Raw genomic sequence first — 13,719 nt, forward strand, 5'->3', positions numbered from 1 at the left:
ATTAGCCTCGGTTTCTCACGAGCCATCCGCACGACCCGCTTTAGTCATTCGTATTTATGCATCGAAGGCGCTTTATCTTCGCGGCCGCAGCCGCCGCGAGCGCGGCGCTCGCCGCGCGGGCTGCACCGGCCGGGCATTTCGAAATCATCTATCCACAGATCCGCCCGGGCCGGGACGTGCACGCGGCGTTCGCGCTGGCCACGCTGGATCTCGCCATGAAGGCGGCCAACGCGTCCTATACCGCACACGAGCTCGATCTCGTCATGGAACGCGGCAGGGCGCTCGCCGAACTCGCGTCGGGAACCACGATCAACCTGCACTGGACGAGCATGGAGGCACAGGCCGAGCGCGGACTGAATGTCGTCCACATACCCATTCATCGGGGGCTGATCGGATTTCGGTTGTTTCTGATCAGAGAGGATCGTCAGCGTGATTTCGACGGAATCGATACGCTGGAGGATCTCCGGTCGATGACGGGCGTACAGGGACTCGGCTGGGTCGATGCCGACATCATGCGCCACGCAGGCCTTTCGGTGCAGACGACTTCCAGCTACGAAACGATCTTCAGGATGGTCGAAGGCAGACGGGTCGACTATTTCCCGCGCGGCGTGATCGAGGTTTATCCGGAACTGGACTCGCGCCAAGGCACGGAGTCTGGCCTCGCTGTCGAGAATCATTTGCTGCTGGCCTATCGCTCTGATTTTCTGTTCTACGTGTCGCCGAGCCAGGAGGAGCTGGCGGCGACGATCGCACGCGGCTTCACAGCGGCGTGGCGCGATGGATCGTATCTGAAACTGTTCAACTCGCATCCGTATATCCAGAACGGGTTGAAGCGCGCGAACCTGAGCAGCAGAAAGGTACTCTGGATCGACAATCCGTTTCTATCCGATGAAGACCGGGCCATTCCTGAGATGTACTGGGTGCGTCTGGCGGGCGTGTGAGCACCCGTTCCCGGCTCGAAAGTACGCATCCCCATACAGCGAGAGCGCGGCGGCACGGGACGGCCTGACGCTGCCGCGTCGGACGTACTCGGGATAAACCCGCAATCAAGATAGAATGCGCATCTGCGAAAGCGTCGAGAAGGATTTGCGTCCATAGAATTTCCGGTGGCCGGTCTATCACGCGCCCATTGCCGACAGGGCATATAACGGAGACACCCACCAATGAATCGTCGTTTGGCGCGGCTCTCGCGCCTCGCTCGTGCCGCCGCCGCGGCGTCGCTTACATTCTGTCTACTGCTAAAGCCGGCCGCGTTCGCACAGGCGGGCGCGCCAGAAAAGATCGTGATCATGGTAGGCGGCATCACCAAGCTCATTTATCTGCCGGTACGTTTGACCGAACAGCTAGGCTACTTCAAGGCTGAGGGGCTAGATGTCGAACTGCTGTCGCAACCGGCGGGTGTCGATGCAGAGACCGAACTGCTCACGGGTGCCGTGCAAGGTGTGGTGGGCTTCTACGATCACACGATCTATCTGCAGGCCAAGGGCGAGGAGGTGAAGACCATCGTTGTGTTCGGCCAGGTGCCGGGGGAAGTCGCACTGGTGGCGAGCAGAGCGGCCGGCTCAATCAAAAGCATGGCCGACGTGAAGGGTAAAACGCTCGGCGTCACGGGGCTCGGTTCCTCGACTCACTTCCTGACGCAGTATCTGGCGTATCTGAATGGCGTGCCTGCTTCGCAGTACACCGTGCTGCCGGTCGGCGCGGACAGTAGCTTCATTGCCGCAATCCGGCAAGGTCGCATCGACGTTGGCATGACGACTGAGCCGACCGTGTCGCAGTTGCTGAAAAATGGCGACGCCAGGGTGCTCGTGGACATGCGCAACGTCGAAGGCACGCGCGCCGCGCTCGGCGGCACCTATCCGGCATCGAGCCTGTACATGCAAACCGCGTGGCTCGAGGCGAATCCCAAGGAAGCAGCCGGACTCGCGCGGGCTTTTGTGAGGACGCTGCAATACCTGCATACGCACAGCGCCGAAGAGATCGCCGCGCGGATGCCGAAAGACTATGCCGGTAACGACAAGGCGCTCTACGTGAGCGCGTTGAACGCCTCGCTGCCGATGTACACCGCCGACGGCAAGATGCCGGCCGACGGGCCGCCAACGGTGCTCAAGGTGCTGTCCGGTTTCAGCCCGTCGGTCAAGGGTCGTCATATCGATTTGTCGCGCACCTTTACCAATCGGTTCGTCGACGACGTGAAGCCATAACGCTGTCTTGAAGGGGGCGACACATCGTGTTTGCAGGCAGTTTGCGCGGACGTTTGCTGTGGTGGCTTTTGCTGCCTCTGGCCGCGTTCGTTTCTATTTCCGGCGTGATCTCATACCGCTTTGCGCAGACCACGGCCGACCTGGTGCAGGACAACGCATTGCTTTCGTCGATGCGTATCATTGGCGAGGATATCGATTGGGATAACGGCTCGGTCTCGATCCAGATTCCGCCGGCCGCGCTTGAACTCTTCGAGTCGCCCGAGCAGGACAGTGTCTTCTATCGTGTCGAGGCGAGCGGCCACCGCCTGCTGGCAGGGACTCTCGAATTGCCGCTTCCGCCGCGCGCGGGGGACAGCCCGACGCTCTATTCCACACGCCTCGACGATGGCCGCGTGGTGCGCGCGGTCGCCTACGTGCGCCAGCTGTACGATTCCGGGCGCACCGAAAAAGTCGTCGTGGCGGTCGCGAAGACCGAAGGCTCACGGGATGCTATGGTGTGGCACCTGTTGCGTCCACAGCTGTTCGGCGAAGTACTGACACTGTTGCTCGCGATGGTTTTTGTCTACCTCGGTCTGACCTTCGAATTGCTGCCTCTGATGAAGGTGAAAGATGACGTCGCCAATCGCAACCCATCGCAACTCGAACCGATTCGCGTCGCTCGCCTGCACGTCGAACTGAGGCCTATCGTCGAGGCCATCAATCAGTGCATCGCACGCATGGGCCAGCAAGCGGCGACCCAGCGACAATTCATCTCCGATGCGGCGCATCAATTGCGCACGCCACTGGCGCTGCTCGCCGCGCAAATTCAGTACGCGCGGCAGCGCGACAATCGCGACCCATCGCTCGCCGACGCGTTGGCCGGTATGCATAAAAGCAGCCGCAAGCTCACCACGTTGACCAACAAACTCCTGTTGCTTGCACAGGCCGAATCGGCCACGCCGTCCAGCGCGCGTGAGCGTGTCGATCTGAGCGCGTTGATTGCGGGCGTGTTGGAGGAACTGATTGCTTTCGCTCAGTCGCACGAGATCGATCTGGGCGCGGAACTGGAAGACGGCTTGCATGTCACTGGCGACGAAGCACTGACTGCCGCACTCGTCACCAATCTCGTCGACAATGCGCTGCGCTATACGCAAGCGGGCGGTCGCGTCACGGTGCAAACGCTACGCAGCCATGACAGGGCGATCGTGCGCGTCATCGACAATGGGCCCGGCATCAAAGCCGAAGCACGGGCACGCGTGTTCGAGCGTTTCTATCGTGCATCGAACCACGCTGAGGGAACGGGACTCGGGTTGCCGATCGTACGGGAGATTGCCCACCGGCAAGGCGGCACCGTCACGCTCGAATCGAATGAGGACGGTGTCGGCCTGGTTGCCACCGTCGAGATGCGCTTATGGGCTGGCGCGGCGTGATGCGCGTCTGGATGCGACGGAACGGGAGAAAACGATGAAATTGCTGCTGGTTGAGGATGACGCCGATCTCGCGCGCTGGGTAATGAATCTGATGCAGGTCGAGCAATTCGTGATCGATTGGGCGCAGAACGGCGAACAGGCCGAAACACTACTCGGCGCGCAGTGCTATGACGCCGTGTTGCTCGATCTGCGCTTGCCCGGTATCAGCGGCAAGGACGTGCTCGCGCGTCTGCGCCGCAAACGCGATAACGTGCCGGTTCTCATGCTCACCGCGAACGGTTCGACTGACGACAAGGTTGCCTGCTTCTCGGCCGGCGCCGATGACTACGTCGTCAAACCGTTCGACGCACGCGAACTGGTTGCGCGCATCAAGGCGTTGATCCGCCGGCAGGCGGCCGGCGACAAGGGCCAGTTGATCGAATGCGGCAATTTGCGCTACATGTTCGACTCGCGTGAATTCGTGCTGCGAGATGAACCGATGCGGTTGCGCCGCCGCGAACACGCCATTCTTGAAACGTTGATGCTGAAGCTGGGCAAGACGGTTTCGAAGTCTACGTTGATGGATAAAGTCTTTACGCTCGACGACGAAGCCAGTGCCGACGCGATCGATATTTATATCCATCGTCTGCGCAAACATCTCGCGGAATCGAGTGCGAAGATCATGACCTTGCGAGGTCTTGGCTACATCCTGCGTGAAGAAGAGTCGAGCGATGCGTTTGCCGCCACGTGACGAGACGGACAGGTAATCGGATCGACTGGCTCTGCATTGTCAATATCATTGTGTTGAGTGTTTTCACCGACGTCTACCGCGAATCCGCGAAAGAGGCGTGACGGGTTGGTCTGGCTATCCTTGGTTCTGCTACTCAAGTGGATATCAGGCGTTGCAAGCAACAAGTCATGAACCAATATAAAGGGTTACGGATTGGACCCACGCGGCATTGGCTCCCGGATATGCGCGGGCAGCCCACCCGAACAAAACGCGAGTTGCGCCCCCGCCTCCAACGTGTACGTGATGCATGGCCATTCCTGCAACGCCGGGCCATGTTGCAAGTGCGTTTTCAGACAGCGGGGTCATCGTAAATTAAAAGATTAGTCTGGTGAAGTTTTCTTCGTACAAAATGGCGAATTGATGCATTTCAGTTTATCGGTCGCGTGTTGCACGATCCAGTGCGCATAGTTCAGGCTGCTGCGAATCAGATGTTCGTTGCAGATCTGCGGTGTCGATTGGAGATGAATTCGATTCGCCCAGATATTGAAACCTACCTAAGCTCGACGCCAGGTGGCCTCGATGCATCAGACGAGTGCTTTGCTGGCGGCGGCCGTGCGGCCGCGCAGCCAGTTGATGCTCGCGAACAGCAGCACTGCGAACACAATCAGCATCGTTGCCACGGCGAGGATCGACGGGTCGATCGAGTCGCGAATGCCGCTCCACATCTGCCGCGGCACGGTTGTTTGATCCGGGCCGCCGATGAACAGAATGACGATTACTTCGTCGAACGAGGTCGCAAAAGCGAAGACGCTGCCGGTCGCGACCGCCGGCGTGATGAGCGGCAAGGTCACGCGCCTGAATGTGACCCAAGGCGTCGCGCCGAGCCCGGAAGCGGCGCGCAACAGACTCTGATCGAAAGAAAGCAGTGACGCAGTCACGGTGATCACGACGAATGGCGTGCCGAGCGCGGCATGCGCCAGGACCACACCGGGATACGAGTTCACGAGGCCGAGCGGCGCGAAGATCAGATAGAAGCCCGCGGCGACGACGACGATCGGCACGATCATCGGCGAGATGATGATCGGCATGATCAGCGAGCGCAGCGGAAACTGCGCGCGCGAAATGCCGAGCGCGGCCAGCGTGCCGAGACACGTGGCGATCAGCGTCGATGCCGCGCCGATGCCGATGCTGTTCAGAAGCGATCGTTGCCAGTCCGGGCTCGTGAGCGCCTGCTCATACCAGCGCAGCGAAAAGCCCTGCAACGGGTAGGAGAAGTACGAGCCCGAATTGAACGAGAGCGGGATGATCGCGAGGATCGGCGCAATCAGGAAGAACAGCACAAGCGCCGTATGCAGCCGCACCCAGCGCGCGGCGACGCGTTCCGTCAGCACCTTGTTGCGTTGATCTGGCATGTCATTCCTTCGTCGTGTTCGCGTGTTTCAACCGAGTCTCAACCGAAGCGCAAGCGGTCGATGCCGACGATGCGGTTGAACAGGAAATAGAAGATCGCCGTGAAGATCACGAGATATGCCGAGAGTGCACCGGCGAGGCCCCAGTTGAGTTGCGTGTTGGTCTGTATTGCGATGAGCTGGCTGATCATCTCGTCGCCTGCGCCGCCGAGCAGCGCGGGCGTGATGTAGTAGCCGAGCGCGAGCACGAACACGAGGAAGCAGCCCGCCCCCACGCCCGGCAGCGTCTGCGGCATGTAGACCCGCACGAACGCGGTGAACGGGTGCGCCCCAAGCGATTGCGCGGCCCGCACGTACACGGGCGATACGCTCTTCATCACCGAGTAGATGGCGAGAATCATGTAGGGCAAGAGCACATGTGTCATGCCGATGAGCACGCCCACGCGATTGAAGATGAGCGGCAGTGGATGTGTGACGAGACCGAGTCCCATCAGCAGGCTGTTGATGACGCCGCCCGGTTGCAGCAAAACGTACCACGCGGTTGTGCGCACGAGCACAGAGGTCCAGAACGGTACGATCACAAGGAGCATCAGGCGGTTGCTGCTCTTCGCGGGCAAGTTCGCGAGCAGCCATGCGACCGGATAGCCGAGCACAAGGCACAGCAGCGTGACCGTGGCGCTGATCGAGATCGTGCGCACGAACGCCTGCCGATAGACCGAAGCGTTGTCCGGCATGAACGCGAGCGCGCCTTGCGGTGTCACTTGCGCATCGACGGCCGCTAGCAGATAGTCCGGCGTCGGCGACGTGGCGGCGCGCTTCAGCAAGCGCCAGATCTCGGGCGAATTCCAGCGTTCGTCGAGTTCGACGAGCGCCGGTTTCCACGCGGGCGGCGCATCGGCGGGCAGCTGGCGCGCGGTGCGCATCAACAGACTACGGAACTCGGCCTGATCGAAGTTCAGCCGCCGCGCGACTGTGCCGAGCTGTCCGCTTTGCTGCGCCTGTTTGAGCCCCGCAGCGAGCAGGGCGAACGTGCGCTCGTCCGGCACGCCGTGCCCGTCCCATGCATCGAGCGCACGCGTGAGCCCTGGCATGCTGTCGGGCACTTCATGATTCTCCACGCTGCGCGCGAGCAGCAGCGCGATCGGCGCGATGAACGTTGAAAGCAGAAACACGATCAGTGGTAGCGCGAGCATGAGCGCCTGCACCGATGCGCGGCGGCGCGCCTTTTGAAACGACGCGCGGCCGTCGGCTCTCGTCGGAGAGCCCGGGGCCGTGACTCGGGCCGAAGCGGGCATGTTCATAGTCAAGTTGGGCTCTCGTCGGACGATGGTGTTACTGCGTCAGCCATACCTGGAAGCGCTTGTTGATCTGGTCCGCGTTGTCGGCCCAGAAGTTCGCGTTGATTTGCAAGGCGCGCTTGAAGTTCTCGGGTGCGGTCGGCAGATCGACGAGGCGTTGCTTGTCGACGAGCGCGATTGCGTCCTTGCGCGGCGGTGCATAGGCGATGTACTTCGACAAATCCGCATACGCCTTCGGCTGCGAAGCGGAGACGATGAATTTCGCGGCGGCGTCGGCGTGCTTCGCGCCCGTCGGAACGCCCCACCAGTCGAAGTCGTAGACCTGCGCGTCCCAGACGGCTTTGAAGGGCTTGTTGTCCTTCTTCGCGGCGTCGTCGATGCGGCCGTTGTAGGCCTGCGTCATCACGACCGCGCCGTCCGCGAGCAGCTGCGGCGCCTGCGCGCCCGACTCCCACCACACGATGTTCTTCTTGATCGTGTCGAGCTTCCTGAACGCGCGATCCACGCCCGCGGGTGTGCCCAGCACCTTGTAGACATCCTTCGGATCGACGCCGTCGGCGATTAGCGCCCATTCCATCGACACCTTCGGCGACTTGCGCAGACCACGCTTGCCGGGGAATTTCTGCAGATCGAAAAAGTCGTTGACGGTTGTCGGCGCGGTCTTGAGCTTGCTCGCATCGTAGGCGTAAACCGTGGACCAGACCATGCTCGCAACGGCGCAATCGCCGATCGAGCCGGGGATGAAGTCGCTCGTTTTGCCGAGCGTCTTCTTGTCGAACTTCTGGAGCAGGCCTTCGTCGCAGGCGGTGATCGCATCGTTCGTTTCGAGGTCGATCAAGTCCCACGTGGTGTTCTTCGCCTGCTCCATCGCGGAGAGCTTCGCGAGGCCGCCGTCATACGATTCGGTCGAGAAGCCGATGCCGGTGGCCTGCGTGAACGGTTCGAAATAGGCCTTCCTGGCAGCCGCCTCGTACGCGCCGCCGAAGGTCACGACGGAGAGCGTCTCCGCTGCCTGGGCGGTCACGGCGGTGAATGCGAGTACGGCGAGTGCGGCGCTTTGTGCTTTGATGAAGGTGCGCATGTCAATTGGCTCCTGCGGGTGCGGTCGTGATGATGGAAGGGGAGAGCGGTGGGGATGCAGGGATCACGGGCGCGCTGCGTGGCGCGCTCATCGCGAGAATCTTGCAGTCGTCGTGGCGCCACGCGATCTCGATCGCGCTGCCGGGCGAAGGCAGCGCATGGCGCTGCGTATTGGGCACTTTCACCACGAAGGAATCGCGCGAACCGAGCGCGACGTGCACGCGATGATGATCGCCGCAATACACCAGTTCCTCGACGCGTGCGCGCACCACGTTGCTGTGTTCGTCGGCGTGCGAGCCTTCGGCGCTGGGGATATGTGCGCGTTCGGGGCGCAGCGCGAGCATCGCTTCGTCGCCCGTGCGCAGGCCGGGTTCGCAACGGCCGCGAATGACGCTGCCGTCCGAGAGCGCGAGCGTCGCCCAGTCCTCGCCCGCATTGACAACGCGCCCGGTCAGCCCGTTGTTCTCGCCGACGAAGTTTGCGACGAAAGCATTCTGCGCATTCTCGTAAAGTTCGCTGGGCGTGGCGGCTTGCTGAATACGGCCATCGGAGAAGACGGCGACGCGGTCCGACATCGTCAGCGCTTCGGCCTGATCGTGCGTCACATAGACGATCGTGAGCGACAGCTCGCGATGCAGGCGCATGATTTCGTATTGCATGGTTTCGCGCAGGCGTTTGTCGAGCGCACCGAGCGGCTCGTCCATCAGCACGACGCTCGGCTCGAACACGAGCGCGCGCGCGAGCGCCACGCGCTGCTGCTGTCCGCCGGAGAGCTGCGCGGGACGCCGGTTCGCCAGATGCGGCAGTTCGATCATTTCGAGCGCGCGCTTCACGCGCGTCTTCTGCTCGGCGCGGCTCACGCGCCGCACGGAGAGTGGAAACGCGACGTTCTCCGCAATCGTCAGATGCGGAAAGAGCGCGTAGTTCTGAAACACCATGCCGATGTCGCGCTGATGCGGCGGCTTGTCGTCGAGCCGACGGCCGTCGAGGCGAATCTCGCCGTGCGTGGGCGATTCGAATCCCGCCAGCATCATCAGCGTCGTCGTCTTGCCCGAACCGGACGGGCCCAGCAGCGACAGGAATTCTCCCTTGCGCACGTCGAGGTTCAAGTCATCGACCACGTATTGGGCGCCGTCGTACGATTTGCTCACGCCCGAAAACGAAATGAAGGAAGGGTTTGACATCGTGATCGCGTCCTGTCGATGGTGCGTCGTAATCAATGCGTGGCGAGCTGCGTCGCGAGGATTTTGCTAGCGAGGTAGCGCGCGAAGTCATAGTTTGGGCGTTCGAGATGGCTCAAGTGACCGGGCTTCGCGAGCGGCGCGTGCACGCCGCGAAAGACGGCTTCCACGCCGCGTTTGTCTTCCGCGTTGACTTCGTCGAGCAGCTTCTTCAAGGTCGCCATGTGCGCGTTGGCTTCGGTATCGGCGATGAACTCCGGCGCAAGGCCGCCGCCGAAGCGGATATGCACGCGCTCTACGCCTTGAGGCTGCAGCACGAGATACCAGAAGTAACCCGGCGTGAGCGTGACGAGATGCGTCGGGTAGATCGCGAGCAGCGCCGTGGTCTTGCGCCAATGTCCCGTGAGGCGCGTATTGTCCGGATGCGCGTTGCCGATGGGCAAGGACGCTTCCTTGGTGATCCAGTGATAGTTGAAGGCTGGATAGCCCGGCGGACATTCCATTTCATCGAGCCGCGAATGCGGTCCTACCGTCGCGCGATGCAGCATGGGCAGGTGATAGCTTTCCATGAAGTTTTCCGCGAGGATCTTCCAGTTCGTGTTCCACACGTGCTCTTCATGAAAGGTTTCGATGTAGTCCGACATGCCGTATGCGCCGATGAGCTCGCTCAGCTTGGCGAGTTGCGAGTGAACGGGCGGCGCGTTTTCGTCGAGTGTCACGTAGATCCAGCCTTGCCATTCTTCGCAGCGCACGGCCGGCAGCTGGTAGCTTTCCTTGCAGAAACCCCCTTGCCGATCCATGAGCGGCGCGCCTTGCAGCGCGCCGTCCAGCGAATAATTCCAGGCGTGATAAGGGCAGACGATGCGACGCACGTTGCCGCGTCCTTCGAGCAGCACCGACATGCGATGCAGGCACACGTTCGACATCGCCTTGAGCTGCACCTGGTTGTCGCGCAACACGATGACGGGTTGCGCTCCAATGCGCGCCGTCAAGTAATCGCCGGGCGCTTTGAGCGCACTGGCCCGGCCGACGCATTGCCATTCACGCTCGAAGATAGCGCGCTCTTCGAGCGCGAGGAATTCGGGCGACGTGTAGACACCGGGCGGCATCGAATGCGCATCGCCGAATGGCCGTTCGCAACCCGTCTGCAGTTCGTCGACAAGTGCTTGCACTGCGATCGTCCTTGCCGGGTTGGCCATGGTGTCCCCCTTGATTCGTCACGGTGAGAGCGCGGCAACGCGAGGCTTTGCGGCGTAGCGCCCAACATGAACACCAATCTATCAAGCCAAATTGCAAGCCAAAATATTGTTTTCAGATACAAAGCAAAGCTTTTACCTATGCACAAGGCGCAGGCATAAAACGGACGATCGCGCTTTCCTGATCATGCGTCGAGATGCAGCCGCCGAATATAGTTCTCGCAGAACGACGCGAACCGCTGCACGACCTGGCGCGGCTTCATCGTGCGCGATTGCGCGATGCCGAGCATCGTTGCGTTGACGTTGTCTTTGAAACGCTTAATGACGAACTCTTCGCCATCCACGGTGCGATTCGATTTGAGCGGAAAGTTCAGGAGGCTGTAGCCGAGACCGTTGGCCACCATGCCGCGCACGACCTCCGGCTGCGACGAACGGAACGCGGGCACGGGACGGCTGCCCACCGCATCGAAGAGTGCGGCGAAGTACTCGCGGCTGTGCGGCAGGTCGAGCATCACATACGGCTCGGGCAAGAGGTCTGCGAGCGATACCTTGCGTGCACGTGCCAGACGATGCGTCCTCGGCAGGATCGCATAAGGCGGCAGTGAGAGCAGCGGCGTGAACGAGATGTCCTCCGTCAGATCGAGACTGTAGGTGAGGGCAATGTCGAGCGAGCCGTCGTTCAAGCCGCGCAAGAGGCCATCCTGATGCGCTTCGACCGTGCGAAACGAGATGCCCGCGTGCTCGCCCGTGAATCGGCTGATCAGCCCCGGCATCAGCGGCGGCGCAAGCGAGACGAGGCAGCCGAGCGCGATGGCGCCCGTCATGCCGCCGTCCATTTCCTTCGCGGTCGTCTGCAATTCCTCCGCGATTTTCAGCAGATTGCGCGCTTGCCCGAGCAGATCGCGACCGGCTTGCGTGAGCGAAAGACCGCTCGCGTGATGCCGTATGAAGAGTTGCACGCCGAACGACACTTCGAGGTCCGCGAGTGCCGTGGAGATCGACGGCTGCGAGATGTGCAGACGCTTCGCGGCGGCGGTGAAGGACAGTGCTTCCGCGGTGACCACGAAATAACGCAACTGGCGCAACGAGTAGCGCAACGGGTGAGTCTCCATCGACGGCGCTCCGCGTTCAGGGTCTTCAATGGCGGCATTGTGAAGCAGTCAAAAAAGCTTGCATAGGTAAATCCGATGCCATGCATTTTTTAAATATATTTTTCAAATTCTAGACGGACGCGTAGATTTTCTCGAAAGCGGAAACGGACCGGGTGGCAACGTGCTGTCGGAAAACACGACCGGGTCCGCAACGATCGCGAGCGCTCCAAGACCGCGACGCCGCGATCGAATCGAAACATTCCACCATTTCAGAAGGACACAGCCATGACAGTGGAAACAACGTCAATCGACACGCTCGTGGTCGGCGCGGGTCAGGCCGGCGTCGCGATGAGCGAACATTTGAGCAAGCTTGGCGTGCCGCATCTCGTGCTGGAACGCGCTCGTATCGCCGAGCGCTGGCGCACGGGACGCTGGGATTCCCTGGTCGCCAATGGCCCCGCGTGGCACGATCGTTTCCCCAATCTCGAGTTCTCAGACTTCGACCCCGACGCATTCGCTCCGAAGGAACAGATCGCGGACTATTTCGTCGCCTATGCAAAGAAGTTTGAAGCGCCGATCCGCACCGGCGTGGAAGTGAAGAAGGTCGTGCGCAATCCGGGACGGCAGGGCTTCACCATCGAAACATCGGAGGGCGTGATCGAGGCCAATCGCGTGGTGGTCGCGACCGGGCCTTTCCAGCGCCCCGTCATTCCGCCCATCGCGCCGCGAGATTCGAGTCTTACGCAGCTTCATTCCGCCGACTATCGCAATCCCGATCAATTGCCCAAAGGGGGCGTGTTGGTGGTGGGTGCGGGCTCGTCGGGCGTGCAAATCGCGGACGAGTTGCAACGTGCGGGCAAGCGTGTCTACCTATCGGTCGGAGCCCACGATCGCCCGCCACGCGCCTATCGCGGTCGCGACTTCTGCTGGTGGCTCGGCGTGCTCGGCGAATGGGATGCAGAGGTCATGAAGCCAGGCAGGGAGCACGTCACCATTGCGGTGAGCGGTTCGCGCGGCGGCCATACGGTGGATTTCCGGCGTCTGGCGAATCAGGGCATCACGCTCGTTGGTCTCACGAAATCGTTCAATGACGGCGTGGTGGCCTTCGAAGCAGATCTCGCGGAGAACATCGCACGCGGCGACGAAAACTATCTGTCGCTGCTGAACGCGGCTGACGCGTATGCCGAGCGCAACGGTCTCGTTCTTCCCGAAGAGCCTGAAGCCCGCGTCATTCCCGCGGATCCGGAATGCGTGACCCACCCGTTGCTCGATCTCGATCTGGCGAAGGCCGGCGTGACGTCGATTGTCTGGGCGACCGGGTATGCAGTCGATTTCAGCTGGTTGAAGGTCAACGCCTTCGATGAAAATGGCAAGCCGAAACATCAGCGCGGCGTATCGAAGGAGCCGGGCATCTATTTCCTCGGTCTGCCCTGGCTATCGCGCCGCGGCTCCGCATTCATCTGGGGCGTGTGGCACGACGCGAAGCACATCGCCGATCACATCGTCACGCAGCGTAAATACCTGGCCTATTACGATGACTCGCAACGCCAGTCACAGAGCCGCCGTGAGGAGTGCGTTGAAAGCGTCGAAGTCACATCCGCCGGTTCACGCGTCCACAAAGTCAGCGAGATGGGCGTGAATTGATGCGTACGCCTCTTTAATCCGCGATCCATTTCTTCCTAGCATTAAGGTGCATTGATGAGCCAACCTACGCATACCCGTATCCGCATGTTCAATACGAAGGATACGTATCCAAACCAGACGCTCGACAACGATCTTTGTCAGGCCGTGCGGGCCGGCAACACGGTCTATGTGCGCGGTCAGGTGGGCACGGATTTCGAAGGCCGCCTGGTCGGCCTCGGCGATCCGCGCGCCCAGGCCGAGCAGGCGATGAAGAACGTCAAGCAGTTGCTGGCAGAGGCGGGCAGCGACCTGTCTCACGTCGTCAAGACGACGACGTTCCTGACCGACATCCGCTACCGCGAGCCGGTCTATCAGGAAGTCGGCAAGTGGTTGAAGGGGGTGTTTCCTATTTCGACGGGCCTGGTGGTGGTCGCGTTGGGTCAGCCGCAGTGGTTGATGGAGATCGATGTTATCGCGGTCATTCCGGATGGATGGACGCCACCGAAGGCCTAAGGAACG

12 protein-coding genes are annotated in these 13,719 nt (G+C 61.3%); 6 read left to right on the top strand and 6 right to left on the bottom strand.

Annotated elements, in window-relative coordinates; all coding sequences use genetic code 11:
• Positions 1-56: 56 nt before the first annotated feature.
• The 4 genes from FVF58_RS20635 to FVF58_RS20650 all read left to right on the top strand — a co-directional run bounded on the left by FVF58_RS20635 (position 57) and on the right by FVF58_RS20650 (position 4,343).
• Positions 57-941 carry a type 2 periplasmic-binding domain-containing protein gene (locus FVF58_RS20635; RefSeq protein ID WP_149671714.1) on the top strand — a complete coding sequence of 295 codons (885 nt, stop codon included), beginning with the start codon at positions 57-59 and terminating at the stop codon, positions 939-941.
• Positions 942-1,163: 222 nt separating this feature from the next.
• Positions 1,164-2,204 (top strand): ABC transporter substrate-binding protein, encoded by a 1,041-nt coding sequence (locus tag FVF58_RS20640; protein WP_149671715.1) that lies wholly within the window; start codon positions 1,164-1,166, stop codon positions 2,202-2,204.
• A 26-nt stretch (positions 2,205-2,230) separates the two neighbouring features.
• On the top strand, positions 2,231-3,613 hold the full coding sequence (locus FVF58_RS20645) for a sensor histidine kinase (RefSeq protein ID WP_149671716.1): 1,383 nt from the start codon (positions 2,231-2,233) through the stop codon (positions 3,611-3,613).
• A 34-nt stretch (positions 3,614-3,647) separates the two neighbouring features.
• Complete coding sequence (locus FVF58_RS20650) at positions 3,648-4,343, top strand: response regulator (RefSeq protein ID WP_149671717.1); 696 nt, start codon at positions 3,648-3,650, stop codon at positions 4,341-4,343.
• Positions 4,344-4,906: 563 nt separating this feature from the next.
• On the opposite strand, the gene FVF58_RS20655 is transcribed toward FVF58_RS20650, so the two are convergent.
• From FVF58_RS20655 to FVF58_RS20680, 6 genes are all read right to left on the bottom strand, one after another.
• Positions 4,907-5,734 (bottom strand): ABC transporter permease, encoded by an 828-nt coding sequence (locus tag FVF58_RS20655; RefSeq protein WP_149671718.1) that lies wholly within the window; start codon positions 5,732-5,734, stop codon positions 4,907-4,909.
• 38 nt (positions 5,735-5,772) lie between these two features.
• Complete coding sequence (locus tag FVF58_RS20660) at positions 5,773-7,026, bottom strand: ABC transporter permease (protein ID WP_149671827.1); 1,254 nt, start codon at positions 7,024-7,026, stop codon at positions 5,773-5,775.
• A gap of 37 nt (positions 7,027-7,063) precedes the next feature.
• Positions 7,064-8,110 carry an ABC transporter substrate-binding protein gene (locus FVF58_RS20665; protein WP_149671719.1) on the bottom strand — a complete coding sequence of 349 codons (1,047 nt, stop codon included), beginning with the start codon at positions 8,108-8,110 and terminating at the stop codon, positions 7,064-7,066.
• Between the two features lies 1 nt (position 8,111).
• Entirely contained in the window at positions 8,112-9,293 is a 1,182-nt protein-coding gene (locus tag FVF58_RS20670) for an ABC transporter ATP-binding protein (RefSeq protein ID WP_149671720.1), read from the bottom strand.
• Positions 9,294-9,325: 32 nt separating this feature from the next.
• Complete coding sequence (locus FVF58_RS20675) at positions 9,326-10,489, bottom strand: SRPBCC family protein (RefSeq protein WP_149671721.1); 1,164 nt, start codon at positions 10,487-10,489, stop codon at positions 9,326-9,328.
• Between the two features lie 182 nt (positions 10,490-10,671).
• Complete coding sequence (locus tag FVF58_RS20680; protein WP_149671722.1) at positions 10,672-11,598, bottom strand: LysR family transcriptional regulator; 927 nt, start codon at positions 11,596-11,598, stop codon at positions 10,672-10,674.
• A gap of 264 nt (positions 11,599-11,862) precedes the next feature.
• On the opposite strand from FVF58_RS20680, the gene FVF58_RS20685 reads away from it, so the two are divergent.
• Together FVF58_RS20685 and FVF58_RS20690 are read left to right on the top strand one after the other, a co-directional pair.
• Positions 11,863-13,221, top strand: a complete 1,359-nt coding sequence (locus FVF58_RS20685; RefSeq protein ID WP_149671723.1) for a flavin-containing monooxygenase — start codon at positions 11,863-11,865, stop codon at positions 13,219-13,221.
• Positions 13,222-13,275: 54 nt separating this feature from the next.
• Positions 13,276-13,713 (top strand): RidA family protein, encoded by a 438-nt coding sequence (locus FVF58_RS20690; protein WP_149671724.1) that lies wholly within the window; start codon positions 13,276-13,278, stop codon positions 13,711-13,713.
• Positions 13,714-13,719: the final 6 nt, after the last annotated feature.

This window comes from Paraburkholderia panacisoli (assembly GCF_008369935.1).
GTDB classification, from domain to species: Bacteria; Pseudomonadota; Gammaproteobacteria; order Burkholderiales; family Burkholderiaceae; genus Paraburkholderia; species Paraburkholderia panacisoli.